This is a genomic window from Glycomyces sp. L485 (assembly GCF_022548875.1).
Lineage (GTDB): Bacteria > Actinomycetota > Actinomycetes > Mycobacteriales > Micromonosporaceae > Glycomyces.
The window spans coordinates 1-17,538 of sequence record NZ_JAKZEW010000061.1 but is presented as its reverse complement, the minus strand read 5'-3'; the positions used below and the strand labels follow the sequence as shown (position 1 = coordinate 17,538).

The following is a 17,538-nucleotide window of genomic DNA, read 5'->3' as shown; positions in this document are numbered from 1 at the left end:
GGGAGAAACCCCTCATGTTCGGGACCTGGATCGCCTGCCGCACAACACAACACGAGGAAAACTCACCCGCCAAGCCAGCCCCACCCGGCGCGCACCCGGCCACCGCAACGCACCCCGAACAGTCCTCCACCTCTTTGTCGCTGCCCGATCGAAGCTCGACTCGAGTGGACCTACGGCCCGAAGACCCACCCCAAGGGACAGCCTTCCCTGCCGTCGCCTGGCTCAGAACCTATCGACGGTGGTGATGAGCTTGTCGGCCAGTTCGTCGGGGTCGAGCTTCTCGCGGGCCAGCGCCAAGTAGAGCGAGTCGAGGTCCGGGAAGCCGAGCGAGGACGCCACTCCGTGCAGAGGCTGGTCTCCGGCCAGTCCCCGCCCACGGGCGATCAGGGAGCGCCACAGCCGGTTCTTGCCGGCCTTCAGCTCGTCCTCGAAGCGCTGCATCGGGATGATCGGGAGCTCGCCGGTGCTCTCGAGGTCTTCGCTGTCGCGCGAATCGAACCAGTCGGTGACGTACAGCTGCGCCTCGGGCGTCTTGACGTAGTCCAGCCACTGCTTCGAGGGCCCGTAGGGCTGCTCGTTGGTGAGGACCAGTTCGACAGAGTCGCCGTCGCGCAGCGGCTGCGACAGCGGTGCGATCTCGCCGTTGACGTAGGCGGCGATGAGCCGGTGTCCTTTGGCGGGCCCGGCGCAGTAGGCGACGTCGATCGGAGTGGAGGCGCGCGGGACCATGACCTGCTCGCCGTCGCCGGTGAACACCAGGATGTCCTGGTCGGCGAGGTCGCAGCGGAGCGAGTCGAGGAACTGCCCGGAATCGGCGATCTCGTTCTGCCAGTCGAGGAGCCGCCGCAGCCACGGCAGCTGCACCTCGTCCGGGTTCGAGTCCCGCGCGGTCAGGCCCGCGATGATGCCGATCTCTGCGGTCTGGTGCATCTCCTTGGTGCGGATGAGGAATTCGATCGGGACGCCGTCCGGGCCGTTCACGGCGGTGTGGAGCGACTGGTAGAGGTTGAACTTCTTGGCGGCGATGAGGTCGCGGAACTTGCCTCCGATTGGCTTCCACAACTGGTGGATCGCGCCGAGCGCCGCGTAGCACTCGGTGTCGGGACCGTCGACGACGACGACCAGTCGCGGCGGGTCGGAGGGCCCGGTGCCGGGGTGCTTCTGCATCTCCCGGTAGACCGAGTACGGGTGGCGGGGCCGGTCGAGGAGTTTGGCGGCGACCTTGTAGCCGCGCAGCGCCCGCCGCACCTGCGGGACGATCTCGGCGACCTGCCGCTGGCGGTCGGTGTCCGAGCCGATGTGCTCCTTGATGTGCTGGAACACTTCGGGCTCCAGTGTCTCCAGGACGATGTCCTCGAGTTCGCGCTTGATGATGTAGAGGCCGAGGCGGTCGGCCAGGGGGATGAGGACGTCCTTGGTGGCTTCGGCGATGCGGATCTGCGAGGGGCGCTTCTTGAACTTGATGGTCCGCATGTTGTGGAGCCGGTCGGCCAGCTTGATGACCATGACGCGGATGTCCCGCCCGGCGGTGAGGACGAGTTTGCGGAATGTCTCGGCCTCGGCGGCGGAACCGAGGTGGATCTTGTCGAGCTTGGTGACACCGTCGACCATGACGGCGATCTCGTCGCCGAAGTCCGAGCGGAGTGATTCGAGGGAGTAGCTGGTGTCCTCGACGGTGTCGTGGAGGAGCCCGGCGGCGATGGTCGCGGTGTCGACGCCGAGTTCGGCGAGGATCGTGGAGACCTCGATGGGGTGGGTGATGTAGGGCTCACCGGACTTGCGGGCCTGGCCCCGGTGCATCTGCTCGGCTATGCGGTAGGCGCGCCTGACCAGTAGGAGGTCGGGTTGCTCGCAGTGCGCGCGGTGGGCCGACTCGAGCTGCGTCACGCGGCCCGCGAGGTCCCACGGGTCGTCCTGTTTCGCAGACCGAGTAGCCGAAAGCAATGCGCGCAACATGAAAGCCTCCGATGCCCAAGGTTGATCGCATTCTAGATGTACAACGAATCGTCGTGAGAATCGACACTGGGCACTGTCGGATTTCAGCAGTTATGCCGATCCGGTCGGGACCGCGCCTGTCCACCGCTCGGCGCCGTCGAGCGGGCACGACCATGCGGCCGAGACCGACACGAGGCGCACCTCGGGTTTCGCCAGCCATTGGAGCAGCAGCCGCGCCTCGGCGGCGTGGGCGGCGTCGACGACGTCGTCGACCGGCTCGACCGTGCGGGCGGTCTCCTCCAGCCGCTTGATGTGCGGCATGGGGTCGACGCGCGGCGGTGTGCGCACGGCGCCGGCGAGCAGCCCGTGGCGGATCAGGGCGATCTCCCAGCCGCCGCCCTTGGCCCGGCCGGCGGCGACGATCTCCCCGGCGCTCACGAGGCCTCTGAGGCGCTGCGTGGAGGCGGCCAGTGAGAGGAACGCGCCGAGTTCGTCGCGTTTGGCGGCGGCGGTCTCGAACCGCTCGCCCTCCGAGAGCTCAGCGAGGCGCTCGGTTACGGCCTCGGCCACCTGCGTCGGGTCGCCGTCCATGGCCCTCGCGGTGTCGGCGGCGATCTGGGCGTACTCCTCGACGCCGACCTCGTGGCGGCACGGCTCCGGGCAGCGGCCGATCTCTCCGAGAAAGCACGAGGAGGAGGTGCGTTCGGTGGAGAGCCTGGTGCGGCACTGGCGGATCGGCAGGGCCTCCTCGATGGCCGCGATGGCGGCCTGCGCCTGCGAGCCCGAGGCCGGCCCGAGCCGCGGCTCGCCCAGCTCGGGCGGTTTCCGCGAGACGGTCAGACGCGGATACGGTTCGCGGGTGAGTCGTACCCAGCTGCGGAATTCGAGGTTCTTGCCGGCCCGGTTGTAGGGCGGTTTGCCGCCGCTTATGAGCCGCAGCTCGGCCACGCCCGCTTCGAGCCGGTGGGCGCACTCGATGATCTCGACGCGTTCGGCGGAGGCGATCATGTCGCGCAGGCGTCGGCGCTGTTCTCCGGCCGAGAAGTAGCTGCGAACGCGCGCGGCCACATCCACGGAGACGCCGATGTACAGGGCGCGGTCGTCGGCGTCGCGGAAGATGTACACGCCGGGCACGTGCGGCAGCCCGTCGGCCAGGTGGCGCTTGCGCCGCTGGAGCTCGGAGGGGATGGCGCGGCAGAACTCGGCCAGGTCGGTGTCGGTGACGACGCCGTGGCCCGTGGCCCGCTCGATGAGCCCGTGGAGGACGGCCACCGTCGCGCGGGCGTCGTCCAGCGCCCGGTGATTCGGCGTCACGGGCGATCCGAAGAGCCGCGCGAGCGTGCCGAGGCGCCGGTTGGGCACCTCGCTCTTCTCGGTGAGGCGCCGGGCGAGGACGACCGTGTCGACGATCGGCGGCCGCGGCCAGCGCGTGTCGCACAGTTCGCAGGCGTGCCGCAGGAACCCCACGTCGAACCCGGCGTTGTGCGCCACCAGCGTGGCCCCGGCGGCGAATTCGAGGAACGACGGCAGCACCGCCTCGATCCCCGGTGCCTCGGCGACCATGTCGTCGGTGATGCCGGTCAGGCGCGTCACGCGCGGATCTATCGGCTCTCCCGGATTGACCAATGTGGAGAACTCGCCGATGACCTTGCCGCCCTTGACCTTCACCGCGCCGATCTCGGTGATCCCGCACGCGTCGGCGGCCAGTCCGGTGGTCTCCAGGTCGACCACGCAGAACGTCACCTCGGACAGCGGGGTGCCCAGACTCAGCAGTGACGGCTGCTCGTAGCCGGTGCTCGCTCCGCTCTCATACACGCCGAACAGATTACGGGCGGCCTGTGACAGCCTGGTCGCGGCGGGCATTCGAACGTCGCGGCCCCCGCATCCTCGACCGCAGCGCGGCAAGCCGGTTCGCGCGCCCGCGCCGCTCCGTGAGCGTCGCCGCCAGGGACGCCGGCCACAACCGCGCCCGGATCCGCTGCTTCGGATGGACGGACCTCTCCAGGGACACCCGCAGGTCGGCAACCGCCGCGGGCAGCCTCGTCGTGTCGGCGTCCCTGCTCGAGTAGCGGTCGAACTCCACCGCCGAGGCGAGCGCGTCGGCGGGTTCCTTGGCGCCTGGCGCGGCCGTGGCGAGCGCGGCCGCGGCCTGCCTCGGCGTGAGCGAATCGTTCAGCGCCACACCGTAGTCGGCCGACAGGTCCACGGTCTCGTCCCAGGCGGACTGGGCGCTGAGCCGCTTCGCGCCCAGCCGGGAACGCCGCAGCCCCGAACGCCACAGCGCCGGGAGGAGCGGCACCGCGAGCAGCACCAGCAGGGCCAGCCACGCCGGGCTGGAGCCGACGGGCTCGTCGCCGATCGCGCCGCCCTCGGCGGCCTGCTCGTCCTCGGATTGGAGTTCGTCGGCGAGGGTCGGCGCGTCGTCCGGTTCCGCCGTCGCACCCGGATCGGCGGGTGCGGAGGTCGGGGCGCCATCGGTCGGCTCGTCGCTCGGCTCGGCCGCCCACGGGAGCGACACCGAGTTCGGCACGCCGCTGGCGGGGGTCGGGTCGAAGGCGACCCAGCCGGGGCCTTCGAAGTAGACCTCGACCCAGGCGTGGTAGTCGTCGCTGGTGAGCGTCCAGATGTCGTCTGACCTGCGGCCCTGGGAGAGGCCGATGATGACGCGGGCCGGCACGTCGGCCTCCCGCAGCATCCAGGCCAATGCGGCGGCGTACTGCTGGCAGTAGCCCTGCCGGGTGTCGAGGAAGTTGAGGATGGCCTCGTCGTGGCCCGCGTCAGCGGTGTCCAGGGAATAGACGAAGTCGTTCGCCGGGGAGAGGAAGTCCATGATCGCGAGGGTCTTCTCGTGGGTGGTGTCGGCGCCGGCGAGGATGTCCTCGACCCTCGCGGTCAGCTCCGGAACGTCCGGGTGCGCGGTGTTGCGGTCGTAACGCGGGTCGCCGGGGTCCATCTCCCCGGCCTCGTCCAGCACGTTCGCGTCCCAGTCCGGATCGGTGTAGCTGAAGCTGTACCCGTCGACGTCGGCCAGGCCGTCGCCGTCGCCGACGATGACGCCGGTCGCCGGGTCGACGCCCCAGCCGTCGTCCAGGTCGACCTCGGTGGGGCGCCCGTAGACCGGCAGCACCGCTGTGCCCATCCGGAGGTTCTCCACCGTCGCCTCGAAGACGGTGCCGCCGCTGAAGGTCAGCGCGCCCAGCGGATCGAGGTCGTCGTACTCGGCGGGGCCGAAGCCGTCGTTCGTGAGCACGTCGGCGACGTGCATGCGCAGGTACCGCGGCGAAGGGTCGTCGGTCTCGACGCGCAGCAGGTCGACCGGGTCGGACCGCTTGAGCGAGCCCTCCAGCTGCGCCCAGGGGTCGACGTCGCCGAACTCCCCGTCGCCCTGGCCCGGACCGTCGCCGTAACCTCGCGCGACCTGGTCGACCAGGCCCGAGGTGTTCGTCGGGATGACCGCCAGGAGGATCAGCGTGACGGCCACGAACACCGCGCCGGTGGTGCGCGCGGTGGCCGCCAGCGGCGACGGGAACCGCGGCCCGACCAGCTGGCCGTGCCCGGTGAAGCGGTGCCCGAAGCCCGAGACTCGCCGCAGATTGTCGTCGGCGAGGACCCACAGGTACGCCACGGCGGGGAGGACGAACCAGAACCAGGCCGTCGCCTCGGGGGCGACCGACACCGGCACCAGGTACATCGTCAGCAGCGTCAGACCCGACAGCGCCGGGGTGCGCAGCCCGACGATGAACATGTCGTGCAGGATCGCGACCATCCCCACACCCATCATCGTCAGGAACAGGATCCCGCCGCTCGCCTCGACCGGCGGGGCCATCACGATGATGTCGTTGATGCCCACGCCCATGACCGACAACCAGTGCCCGAGCGTGTCAGGGGTGGGGATCAGGAACGCGATCGCGGTGCCGCCGTTGAACAGCGCCGTCATGAGGATCAGCAGCGCCGCGACCATCGCGAGCGTCTGCAGACCCTGCCCGCGCCCGGCCGAGCGCATCAGGGACCCGGCGGTCGCCACGACCGTGACCGTCAGCAGCACCGGGATCGTCCACCCCAGGCCCTGGAAGATCCCCGCCAGCGGCGTCAACGTCAGGCACAGGCTCGCCGCCGCCACCACCGTCGCGTGTCGCTGCCCGCTCATGCCGCGGCTCCCCTCCACATGCCCAGTCGCATCCACTCGCGCCGCAGCTCGATCCCCGAGACCACCGGCACGACCTGCCACCCGGCGCCGCCCAAGGCGGCCGCGGCCGCCCGGTGCTGCTCGGCGAATGCACGCTCCCTCGGATCCTGCGAACGACCCTCATGGCGTGCCCACCGCGTCGGATCCAGCACGAACGCCGTGCAGTGGCCCCCGCGCCTGGCCAGTGGCCCCAGCAACGCGGCCTCCTCGGGCGTCAGGTGCCCCAGCATGGCCACGATCGCCGACACCGACCGGTGCCGCTTCGTCTTCTCCACCATGCCCGGCAGCGGCGCGCTCGACGTCGGCGCCACCGTCGCCAGGTATCGCAGCGCCTGGCTGAAATCGCCTCGTCGGCACTCGAACTCGGCGTTCGTGGTCACCAGGCGCGGGGCCATGCCGTCGCGCGCCAGCCGCGCCGTCGCCGAGGCCGCCGCGTGCACCATCCACTCGAAACTCGACAGATCGCCCTCGCCGCGGTGCGCGCCCCGCCTCACGTCCAGCAGGACCGCCGCCGAGTTCTCCCACGGCTGCTCCTCGCGGCGCACCATCAGCTCTCCGCGGTGCGCGCTGGCCTTCCAATGGACGCGCCGCAGGTCGTCGCCGTGGCGGTACTCGCGCACCGCGATGTCGTCATTGCCGGTGATCGCCACGGCCTGCGCCTGCGACTCGCCCGACGACAGGCCCGCCCCGCCCGGCAGCCGCAGCGACGAAAGCGGCTCGATCCGCGGCGTCACGATCAGCGGCGTCGTCATCGGGAACTCCTGATGCGACACCGCCAGACCGAACGGATCCGAGCAGCGCACCGTCAGCGGCCCAAGCTCATACGCGCCCCGCGAGCCGGGCGCGATCGTGTAGTTCACGACACTCCGCGCCCCCGGCGCGAGCCGCTCCAGCACCAGGCGGGGCCGATTGCCCAGCCGGTAGGGGATGCGGTCCTCCAGCATCAGCGCCGGCGGACGCCGCCGGCCGATGTTCTGGATGCCCAGGCGCACCTGCGTTTGCTGACCCGCCTCGACCTGCGCGGGATTGAGCACCCGATTCGACTCCAGCTCAGGACGGGTCCACTGGAGCAGCACGAGGCCGCCGAGCGGCGCGATCGCGGCCAGCAGCGCGGCGCGCAGCAGGTCGCCCTCTCCCACCAGCAGCGCGGTGAGACCGACCGCGACGCTCACCGCCAGCAGCGTCTTGCCGCGCCCGGTGAGCTCCACCGCTAGAACCTCCCCGGCTGCGACACCACCGGCACATGCCGCAGGATGTCGGTCACGATCGAAACGGAGTCGTTGCCGCCCATGGAGGTCTCGGTGGTCGGAATGAGCCGGTGCGCCAAGATCGGCACCGCCAGCTGCTGCACGTCGTCCGGCAGAGCGAAATCGCGCCCGTCCATCGCCGCCAGCACCTGGGCGCACCGCAGCAGCTGCAAGGTCGCGCGCGGGCTCGCGCCGAGGCGCAGCTGCGCGTTCGAACGCGTCGCCGCCACCAGGTCGACCGCGTAGCGCTTCAGCTCGGGAGCCACGTGGACCGCGCGGGCCGTGGCGATCATCCGCACGATCGTCTCGCCGCTGCACACCGGCTTAAGCGACTCCAGCGGATTGAACTCGCCGCGGTGGTCCAGCATCGCCAACTCGGCGTTCACATCCGGGTAGCCGATCGCCAGCCGGGCGGTGAACCGGTCGCGCTGCGCCTCAGGCAGCGGATAGGTCCCCTCCATCTCGACCGGGTTCTGCGTCGCGATGACCATGAACGGGCTGCGCAGCTTGTAGGTGCTGCCGTCGATGGTGACCTGACGCTCCTCCATGCACTCCAGCAGCGCCGCCTGCGTCTTCGGGCTCGCCCGGTTGATCTCGTCGCCGAGGATGAGGTTCCCGAAGATCGCGCCCGGCTTGAACACGAAGTCGCGCTTCTCGGGGTCGAAGATGCTGACGCCGGTGACGTCCGACGGCAGCAGGTCCGGGGTGAACTGGATCCGGCGCACCGAGCAGTCGACCGAGCGGGCCAAAGACTTGGCCAACTGGGTCTTGCCAACCCCCGGCACGTCCTCCAGCAACAGATGACCCTCCGCGAGCATCACCGCCAGCGCCAGGCGGATCGTCTGGGACTTGCCCTCGATCACCCACTCGACATTGGTCAGGATCGCTTCCGCGGTGGCCTTGAACTCCTGCGGGCTCAACGACGCCGGATTCCGCTCCTGCTGTGCTGGGGATGACTCGAACGCCAATGGTCCTCCCGGAAAGTCTGTGAGGTGGGATTGTTCGCGCCCTATAGTCGCTTGTCCGCAATCGTACTCGGCCGTCGTGAAAGCCCGCGCCACACCGAACGGCCGGTGCGACCTGCGAGCCGATCCGCTACACTGGTCACATGTCTCGGCGTTTCGAGCTTCTTCTTACGTAGCCGTGCGGGTACAGAACCGGCACGGCGCCCCTGTCCCGGCGAGTTTACGAGCTGTAAATTGGCCCAGCTGTGCAGGGGTTTTTTGCTGTCTGAGGTTCTGCACCCTCACAACGCCGATCGAATCCCGAGAAGCACCGATCCACAGGATGACCCATGAGCGAACCAACGTACCGATACGACGCCCGGCTGGCCAACGAGATCGAGCCGCGCTGGCAGGACCGCTGGGCGGCCGAGCAGACCTTCCGCGCCCCGAACCCCGCCGGTGCCCTCGCCGAGCCCGACCACCCCCGCGCCGGCGCGCCGAAGCAGTACGTCATGGACATGTTCCCCTACCCGTCGGGGGAGGGCCTGCACGTGGGGCACCCGCTGGGTTACATCGCGACGGACGTGTACTCCCGCTACCTGCGCATGGCCGGCTACAACGTGCTGCACCCGATGGGCTTCGACGCGTTCGGCCTGCCCACCGAGCAGTACGCGATCGCGACCGGCCGCCAACCCGCCGAGATCACCGCTGAGAACATCGCCCGCTACAAGGAACAGCTGCGCGTCCTGGGCATGGGCTACGACACCCGCCGGGAGTTCGCCACCACAGACCCCGACTTCTTCAAGTGGACCCAGTGGATCTTCCTGCAGATCTTCAACTCGTACTACGACGAGGAGGCCGACGCCGCGCGCCCGATCGAGCAGCTGATCGCCGACTTCGAGTCGGGGGAGAAGCCCACGCCCGACGGCCGCCCCTGGTCCGAACTGAGCGACGTCGAGCGCCGCCGCATCATCGACGGACGCCGCCTGGCCTACGTCACCGAAGCGCCCGTCAACTGGTGCCCCGGCCTGGGCACCGTGCTGTCGAATGAGGAGGTCACCTCCGAGGGCCGAAGCGAACGCGGCAACTTCCCGGTCTACACCCGCACCCTGAAGCAGTGGATGCTGCGCATCACCGCCTACGCCGACCGCCTGCTGCGCGACCTGGACGACCTGGACTGGACCGACTCGCTGAAATCCATGCAGCGCAACTGGATCGGCAAGTCCACCGGCGCCTATGTCGACTTCGCGACCTACACCGGCGACATCCGCGTGTTCACCACCCGTCCCGACACCCTGTTCGGAGCCACCTACATGGTCCTGGCCCCCGAACACGAACTGGTCGACGCGCTGACAGCCGAGACCTGGCCCTCCGGCATCCCCGAGGCGTGGACCGGCGGCCACGACACCCCGGCCGCCGCGGTCACCGCCTACCGCGCCGAGGCCGCCGCCAAGACCGACGTCGAGCGCCAGGCCGACGCCAAGGTCAAGACCGGAGTGTTCACCGGCGGCTACGCCACCAACCCGGTCAACGGCGAGAGCGTCCCGGTGTTCATCGCCGACTACGTCCTGGCCGGCTACGGCACCGGCGCGATCATGGCCGTCCCCGCCCACGACGAGCGCGACTTCGCCTTCGCCAGGGCCTTCGACATCCCGATCCGCCAGGTCGTCGCCGGCGAAGCGGAGTGGGACGGCGAGGCCGCCTACACGGACAACGTCACCGGCACATGCGTGAACTCCGACTTCCTGGACGGCCTGGCCGTCCCAGAAGCCAAGCAGCGCATCACCGAATGGCTGGTCGAACACCACCGCGGCGAGGGCGCCACGACCTTCCGCCTGCGCGACTGGCTGTTCAGCCGCCAGCGCTACTGGGGCGAGCCGTTCCCCGTCGTCTACGACGAGACCGGCCTGCCGGTCGCGCTGCCCGAGGACCAGCTGCCCGTCGAGCTGCCCGAGATGGAGGACTTCTCGCCCAAGACCTTCGACCCCGACGACGCCGACACCGCGCCCGAGCCGCCGCTGGGCCGCGCCAAGGACTGGGTCGAGGTCGAACTGGACCTGGGAGACGGGCCCAAGACCTACCGCCGCGAGGTCAACACCATGCCCAACTGGGCAGGCTCCTCGTGGTATGAGCTGCGCTACACCGATCCCAAGTCCTCCGAGCGCATCTCCGAGGGCGCCAACGATTCCTACTGGATGGGCCCGCGCGACGGCGACGACGTCGGCGGCGTCGACCTGTACATCGGCGGCGTCGAACACGCGGTGCTGCACCTGCTGTACGCCCGGTTCTGGCAGAAGGTCCTGTTCGACCTGGGGCACGTCTCCAGCCGCGAGCCCTTCCGCCGCCTGTTCAACCAGGGCTACATCCAGGCCTGGGCCTACAGCGACGACCGGGGCGTCTACGTCCCGGCAGAAGAGGTCGAGGAGCGCGACGGAGCCTTCTTCTACCAGGGGGAGAAGGTCAACCGCGAGTACGGCAAGATCGGAAAGTCGCTGAAGAACGTCGTCACCCCCGACGGCATCTGCGCCGAGTACGGGGCCGACACCTTCCGCGTCTACGAGATGTCGATGGGGCCGCTGGCCGACTCCAAGCCCTGGGAGACCCGCGCGATCGTCGGCTCACAGCGCTTCCTGCAGCGCCTGTGGCGCAACATCATCGACGAGGAGACCGGCGAAGTCACCGTCTCCGAGTCCGAGCCCGCGGCCGGTACGTTGAAAGAACTGCACAAGGCCATCGCCGGAGTCCGCGAGGACTACGACCACCTGCGCATGAACACCGCTGTCGCGAAGCTGATCACGCTGAACAACCACGTGACCGGCCTGGACGAGGTGCCGCGGAGCGTCGCCGAGGCCCTGGTGCTGATGGTCGCCCCGGTCGCCCCGCACATCGCCGAGGAGCTGTGGGAGCGACTGGGCCACACCGACGGCATCGCCTACGTCGACTTCCCGGTCGCCGAGGACCGGTACCTGGTCGAGGAGACCGCGACGTACCCGGTGCAGGTCAACGGGAAGGTGCGCGGGCGCATCGAGGTGAGTGCCGACGCGAGCGAGGAGGCCGTGCGCGAGGCGGCGCTGGCGGTGGAGAAGGTCGCGGCGGCCCTGGCCGGCAAGGACGTCAAGAAGGTCATCGTGGTGCCGGGCCGCATGGTCTCGATCGTCGCCAAATGACAGACCCTATAGGATATATCCTATAGGAATCAGGGCGCGGGCCGTCGGGTCCGCGCCCTCGATTTCGTCCGTCCCCGGCGTCCTCAGGCTCATTATTGACAGCCATCGATGTATCTAATAGGCTGTGGCCATATTTGGGAGCGCTCCGCTCCTGTCTTGACCACCGCCTCGTCCCCTCACGCGCGGCAGAAGCTTGAGGAGCAATCGTGTTGCAGACTCGCACCCGCCGTCGAGCATGGATCGCCGGATTCGTCACCGTCGTCATGGCCTCGGCCGGTTTCCTGCTGTCGAGCCAGTTCGCCCACGCCCAATCCACTCTCCGGGCCGCCGCCACGGCGATCGGCAAGGACATCGGCGTCGCCGTCGACGTGGGCAAGCTCCAGAACGACTCGACCTACCGCAACCTCGTCGCGACCGAGTTCAACTCGGTAACGGCCGAGAACGTCATGAAAATGGACACGGTCCAGCCCAGCCAGGGCCAGTTCAACTTCGGACCCGGCGACACGCTGGTGGACTTCGCCCAGCAGAACGACCAGTCCGTGTACGGCCACACGCTCGTCTGGCACAGCCAGGCCCCCGGCTGGGTCCGGAACCTGTCGGGCGACGCGCTCCGCCAGGCCATGCAGGACCACATCACCACGACGATGAACCACTGGGAGGGCGACATATTCGCCTGGGACGTGGTCAACGAGGTCGTCGGCGACGACAACGGTCAGCTGCGCGACTCGTTCTGGCTCCAGGGCCTCGGTGAGGGATACATCGCGCAGGCGTTCCAGTACGCCCGGCAGGCCGACTCTGAAGCCGACCTGTACATGAACGACTATTCGATCGACGGCATCAACGCCAAGTCCGACCGGTACTACCAGCTCGCGCAGGGCCTGGTCGAACAGGGACTGCTCGACGGCATGGGCTTCCAGGCCCACCTGATCCTCGGCCAGGTCCCGGGCGACATGGAGGCCAACCTCCAGCGCTTCGCCGACCTCGGCCTCAAGGTGCGCGTCACCGAGCTCGACATCCGGATCGACATGCCGGCCGACTCGAACGAGCTTCAGCGGCAGGCCCAGGACTTCGAACGGGTCGTCGACATCTGCAAGGGCATCGCGGACTGCTCAGGCGTGACCGTGTGGGGCCTGAGGGACGGCGACTCCTGGGTGCCCGACGTGTTCGACGGCCAGGGCGCGCCGCTGCTGTTCAACGACGACGGCAGCCCCAAACCGGCTCACACCGCCGTCCTGGAGGCCCTCGGCGGCGGCGAGGGCGACCCCACCACGGGCGCTCCGACCACCAGCCCGCCGCCTACCGGCGCCGGCTGCTCGGCCGCGATCGAGGTGGTCAACGACTGGGGCTCGGGCTGGCAGGCGAACGTCTCCGTCACCGCCGGCGACGGCGGTGTGAACGGCTGGACGCTCGACTGGACCTGGCCGGACGGGCAGAGCATCAGCAGCTCCTGGAACGTTGACATCGCCCAGACGGGATCGTCGGTGACCGCTTCCGACGTCGGTTGGAACGGCACCGTCGCCTCCGGTCAGACACGGGAGGCCTTCGGGTTCGTCGGCTCCGGCTCGTCCGCCGAGCCGGCGGTGACCTGCACCGCGTTGTAGAACGGATCGAGACCGGGGCGCGCGCCCCGGTCTCAGCCCAGTTCGGCCTGGAACATCCAGGACTGCTTCTCGAGTTCGGCGGTGATGCCGATGAGCAGGTCCTGGGTGACCGGGTCGGCCGATTCGACGGCGTCGATGCGTTCGCGCATATTGCTGATGATCGAGGTGTAGGCCTCGATGAAGAGGGCGATCGCCTCGGTGTCGGCTATTTGACCGGAGGGGATCTTGGGGACCGAGGAGTTCGCGGCCACGGTCGCGGCGCGGCCGTCTGCGCTCACGCCGATGGCGATGGCCCGCTCGGCCACGGTGTCGGCGGCGTTCCGCGCCGAGACGACGATCTCGTCGAGCTGGAGGTGCAGCGACCTGAAGTTCCTGCCGTAGACGTTCCAATGCGCCTGCTTGCCGGTGAGCGACAGGTCGATGAGATCCACCAGCGAACCCTGGAGCGCTACGGCCGCGATGTCGCGGTTCTCATCGGAAAGGCTGGAGCGGACGGTCGACATCTCGGCACCTCGCAAGGAACTCTCGTTTTCTCCCAGTGTCTCAGGTCAGGGTAATGGGCTGGTGCCCGTGCGGGCGGGAAGTAAGGCAAAGCCCCCTGATGCAGTTTGTTGGATTAGTCGATAAACTAAAAGCGTCGCGCACCTGGCCCCGTCCCAGGGCGGCGCGAGGCGCAGTACAAGTTAGAACACCTGAACGGCAGGAGTCACCATGCCTTACCGCCCACCGCTGGTCGCACGCGAGTTCTTCGTCGCCGACCCGCCGGAGCTGCCCCAGCGCGCGACCGGTGAGCAGGGCCTCTCGGCCGTCAAGGCCGCCGAAGTCGCCGAAAGGGGCGCTTCGTCGGTCACCTTGAAGGCCACCACCTCCGCCGGCGAGGAGCTGTACGTCGGACTCAGCGTCGCCGGCGAGGGCGTCATCCGCACGCGCCTGTCCGCCGACCCGGCGGCGAAGCCCGCCGCGTCCAAGATCATCGACCTGGTCCACCCCGGCTCCTTCGGCGGCGCCGAGGTGACCGTCGACGGCGACACCCTCGTCGTCGACGCCGGCTCCGTGCGCGCTGTCGCCACCCTCGGGGAGTGGTCGCTGCGCTACACCGACGCCGACGGCAAGACCCTCGTGGGCCAGAACCCCGGCGAGGTCGACATCTCGGGGCGCCTGCGCACCCTCCCGTTCGGCCGCTCCCTGGTCGACGGCGAGCCCGCCGCCTATCACGAGTCCTTCACCGCCGCCCCCGACGAGGCCTTCGCCGGTTTCGGCGAGCGCTTCGCGCCGTTGAACGCCCGCGGCCAGCGCCCGCTCATGTGGAACTTCGACGCCTTCGGATCGGAGTCGATCCGCGCCTACAAGAACGTCCCGGTCTACATGTCCGACCGCGGCTACGGCATCCTGGTCAACTCAGGCGCGCCGGTCGAGTTCGACATGGCCCAGCAGACGCACGCGGCCGTCGAGATCCTCGTCCCCGACGACGTCCTCGAGTACTTCGTCATCGGCGGCCCCACCCCGGTCGAGATCCTCGACCGCTTCGACGGCCTCACGTCCCGCCCGGTGCTGCCCCCCAAGTGGGCCTTCGGCACATGGATCTCCTCGGGCTTCTTCGTCGACAGCCACGAGCGGGTCATGGACCGGGCCGAGAAGATCCGCGAGCGGGGCATCCCCTGCGACGTGCTCCACCTCGACACGTTCTGGCAGCACGAGCCGCACTGGTCCGACATGCAGTGGGACCCGGCGAACTTCCCCGAGCCCGAGAAGATGCTCTCGGACCTGGCCGAGCAGGGCTTCAAGGTCTGCCTGTGGATGAACTCCTACATCTCGCACAAGTCCCCGGTCTTCGCCGAGGGCGACGAGAAGGGCTACTTCCTCCGGAACGCCGACGGCGAGACCTACGTCGCCGACGTCTGGCACGGTTCGCACGAGGCCAGCGGCATCGTCGACTTCACCAACCCCGACGCCGTCGCGTGGTGGAAGGAGCTGCTGCGCGGACCGCTCCGGGCCGGAGCGGCGCTCTACAAGACCGACTTCGCCGAGGGCGTCCCGGCCGACGCCGTCGCATTCAACGGCATGAGCGGCACCGAACTGCACAACGTCTACACCCTGCTGTACAACGACGCCGTGTGCGAGGTCACCCGTGAGATCCACGGGTACGACTTCGTATGGGCCCGCTCGTCCTTCCTCGGCGGCCAGCGCCACCCCGCCCAGTGGTCCGGCGACGTCCAGACCACCTGGGCCGGACTCGGCGGCACCATCCGCGGCGGCGCCAGCCACGGCCTGTCCGGCATGCCGTTCTGGTCGCATGACACCGGCGGCTTCAACGGCACGCCCACCGACGACCTGTACATTCGCTGGGCCCAGTTCGGCGCGCTGTCGCCGCTGCTGCGCTACCACGGCACCACCACCCGCGAGCTGTGGGAGTTCTCCGCGGAGGCCGAGCGGCTCGCGGCCGACTCGCTCAAGCTGCGCTACTCCCTGATGCCGTACATCTACTCGGCCGCGGTCCACTCCTCGCGCACCGGGGAGCCGATGCTGCGCGCGCTGAACGTCGACGACCCGGGCGACCCGGTCGCATGGAACGCCGACCAGGAGTACCGCTTCGGCAAGGACCTCCTCGTCGCCCCGGTCAACGACCCGTCCGGCGAGCGCAAGGTCTACCTTCCCGAGGGCCGGTGGATCGACTACTGGACCAAGGAGGTCGTCACCGGTGGCCGCTACATCGCCACGAAACACGGCCTGGAGACGTTCCCGATCTTCGTCCGCTACGGCGCGATCATCCCGCGTGTCGCGCCCGGCGACCGCATCGGCGACGAACCGTTCGAGGCGATCACCCTCGAAGTCTGGGGCGAGCCGGACCGCGGCGTCACCCTCTCCGACGTCGACGGCGACACGGAAGTTTCGGTGGAAGTTTCCGAAATGTCCGTAACCCTTATCGCGAGCGGCCCGGCCGACATCAGTAGGGTGGAGATCATCGATGTCGCCGGCAAGCCCGAGAAGGTAGCACTGGAGCGCTGATGACCCTAGTCGCGGGAATTGACTCCTCCACGCAGTCAACGAAAGTCCTGTTGGTAGAGGCCGAGACCGGCGAGATCGTCGACTCGGGCAAGGCCCCTCACCCCGATGGCACCGAATGCCACCCCGACCACTGGTGGGACGCCCTCCAGCAGGCCGGGAAGGGCATCCTCGACCGCGCTGAGGCGGTCGCAGTCTCCGGCCAGCAGCACGGGATGGTCGCCCTCGACGAGGGCGACCAGGTCGTCCGGCCGGCTCTGCTGTGGAACGACACCCGGTCGGCGCCCCAGGCCGAGCGGCTCACCGCCGAAGGGGGCGGGCCCGAAGCCTGGGCCGAGGAGACGAGCCTGGTCCCGGTGGCGTCGTTCACCGTCACCAAACTGGCCTGGCTCGCCGAGCACGAGCCCGAGAACGCCGCGCGCGTCGAGTCGGTCATGCTCCCGCACGACTGGCTGACCATGAAGCTGCGCGGTGCGAGGGCCGCCGAGGCGACCACCGACCGCTCAGACGCGTCCGGCACCGGCTACTGGTCGCCGGTCACGGGGGAGTACCTGACGAACAAGGTGAGCCGGGCGCTCGGCCGCGAGGCGGCCCTGCCGCGCGTGGCCGCGCCGAACGAGATCGTCGGTCGCACCCCGAGCGGAGCGGCCGTCGCTCCCGGCACCGGCGACAACGCCGGGGCCGCGCTCGGCCTCGGCCTGGCCACCGGTGACGTCGCTGTCTCGCTGGGCACCTCGGGCACGGTCTTCGGCGTCTCGGAGACCCGCGCGGCCGACCCGTCGGGGCTGGTCGCCGGATTCGCCGACGCCACCGGCAGGTTCCTGCCGCTGGTGACCACCCTCAACGCCGCCCGGGTCCTCGACACATTCCGCGGACTGCTCGGGGTCGACCACGCCGCGTTCGACGAGCTCGCGCTGTCGGCCGAACCGGGAGCCGGCGGGCTGACGCTCCTGCCTTACCTCGATGGTGAGCGGACCCCGAACCGGCCCAACGCCACCGGGGTCATGAGCGGTCTGACCACCGGTGCGACGCGCGCTGATCTGGCCCGCGCCGCCGTCGAAGGCATGCTCTCGGCCCTGGCCGACGGTATCGCCGCGGTGGAGGCCCAGGGCATGGAGGCCCGGCGCGTGCTCCTCATCGGAGGCGCCTCCGCCTCGGAGGCCGTCCGGCGGATCGCGCCGGCGGTGTTCGGCGTCGACGTCGAGGTACCCCAGTCGGCCGAGTACGTTGCCCTCGGCGCGGCCAGGCAGGCCGCCTGGGCGCTGTCCGGCGCGGCGACCCCGCCGCAGTGGAACGCAGGCGACACGGCGAGGTTCACCGGCCCGGCCGCGACTGCCGTGTCCGAGCGGTATTCGACCCTCAGGAACGAAACGTCCTCCTGGGCGTCCCACCAGTAAGCAAAGGACTGAGCATTATGAGCGACAAGTACTCGCCGACGCCCCAGGACCGGTTCTC

At 69.5% G+C, this 17,538-nt stretch carries 10 protein-coding genes; 4 read left to right on the top strand and 6 right to left on the bottom strand.

Annotated features, from left to right (window positions below):
• Positions 1-222: 222 nt before the first annotated feature.
• The 5 genes from L0U85_RS19165 to L0U85_RS19145 all read right to left on the bottom strand — a co-directional run bounded on the left by L0U85_RS19165 (position 223) and on the right by L0U85_RS19145 (position 8,288).
• Positions 223-1,956: an HD domain-containing protein gene (locus L0U85_RS19165; protein ID WP_241379367.1), complete on the bottom strand. Its 1,734-nt coding sequence runs from the start codon at positions 1,954-1,956 to the stop codon at positions 223-225.
• Positions 1,957-2,046: 90 nt separating this feature from the next.
• Positions 2,047-3,750, bottom strand: coding sequence for a DEDD exonuclease domain-containing protein (locus L0U85_RS19160; protein ID WP_241379366.1), 1,704 nt, complete (start codon positions 3,748-3,750; stop codon positions 2,047-2,049).
• A 10-nt stretch (positions 3,751-3,760) separates the two neighbouring features.
• Positions 3,761-6,082, bottom strand: coding sequence for a DUF3488 and transglutaminase-like domain-containing protein (locus L0U85_RS19155; protein ID WP_241379365.1), 2,322 nt, complete (start codon positions 6,080-6,082; stop codon positions 3,761-3,763).
• Positions 6,079-7,329, bottom strand: coding sequence for a DUF58 domain-containing protein (locus L0U85_RS21480; RefSeq protein ID WP_241379364.1), 1,251 nt, complete (start codon positions 7,327-7,329; stop codon positions 6,079-6,081). Before L0U85_RS21480 ends, L0U85_RS19155 begins: the two co-directional genes overlap by 4 nt.
• 2 nt (positions 7,330-7,331) lie before the next feature.
• Entirely contained in the window at positions 7,332-8,288 is a 957-nt protein-coding gene (locus L0U85_RS19145; protein WP_277606069.1) for a MoxR family ATPase, read from the bottom strand.
• A 374-nt stretch (positions 8,289-8,662) separates the two neighbouring features.
• Between L0U85_RS19145 and leuS the strand changes: the two genes are divergently transcribed.
• Both leuS and L0U85_RS19135 read left to right on the top strand, forming a co-directional pair.
• Positions 8,663-11,479, top strand: coding sequence for a leucine--tRNA ligase (gene leuS / locus L0U85_RS19140; RefSeq protein WP_277606066.1), 2,817 nt, complete (start codon positions 8,663-8,665; stop codon positions 11,477-11,479).
• A 206-nt stretch (positions 11,480-11,685) separates the two neighbouring features.
• Positions 11,686-13,080, top strand: a complete 1,395-nt coding sequence (locus L0U85_RS19135) for an endo-1,4-beta-xylanase (protein WP_241379362.1) — start codon at positions 11,686-11,688, stop codon at positions 13,078-13,080.
• Positions 13,081-13,112: 32 nt separating this feature from the next.
• Here L0U85_RS19135 and L0U85_RS19130 read toward each other — a convergent pair whose 3' ends face one another.
• Complete coding sequence (locus tag L0U85_RS19130; RefSeq protein WP_241379361.1) at positions 13,113-13,583, bottom strand: DNA starvation/stationary phase protection protein; 471 nt, start codon at positions 13,581-13,583, stop codon at positions 13,113-13,115.
• Between the two features lie 208 nt (positions 13,584-13,791).
• Here L0U85_RS19130 and L0U85_RS19125 point away from each other — a divergent pair, with 208 nt between their 5' ends.
• Both L0U85_RS19125 and xylB read left to right on the top strand, forming a co-directional pair.
• Positions 13,792-16,086 carry a TIM-barrel domain-containing protein gene (locus L0U85_RS19125; protein ID WP_241379360.1) on the top strand — a complete coding sequence of 765 codons (2,295 nt, stop codon included), beginning with the start codon at positions 13,792-13,794 and terminating at the stop codon, positions 16,084-16,086.
• Positions 16,086-17,480, top strand: a complete 1,395-nt coding sequence (gene xylB / locus L0U85_RS19120; RefSeq protein WP_241379359.1) for a xylulokinase — start codon at positions 16,086-16,088, stop codon at positions 17,478-17,480. Before L0U85_RS19125 ends, xylB begins: the two co-directional genes overlap by 1 nt.
• Positions 17,481-17,538: the final 58 nt, after the last annotated feature.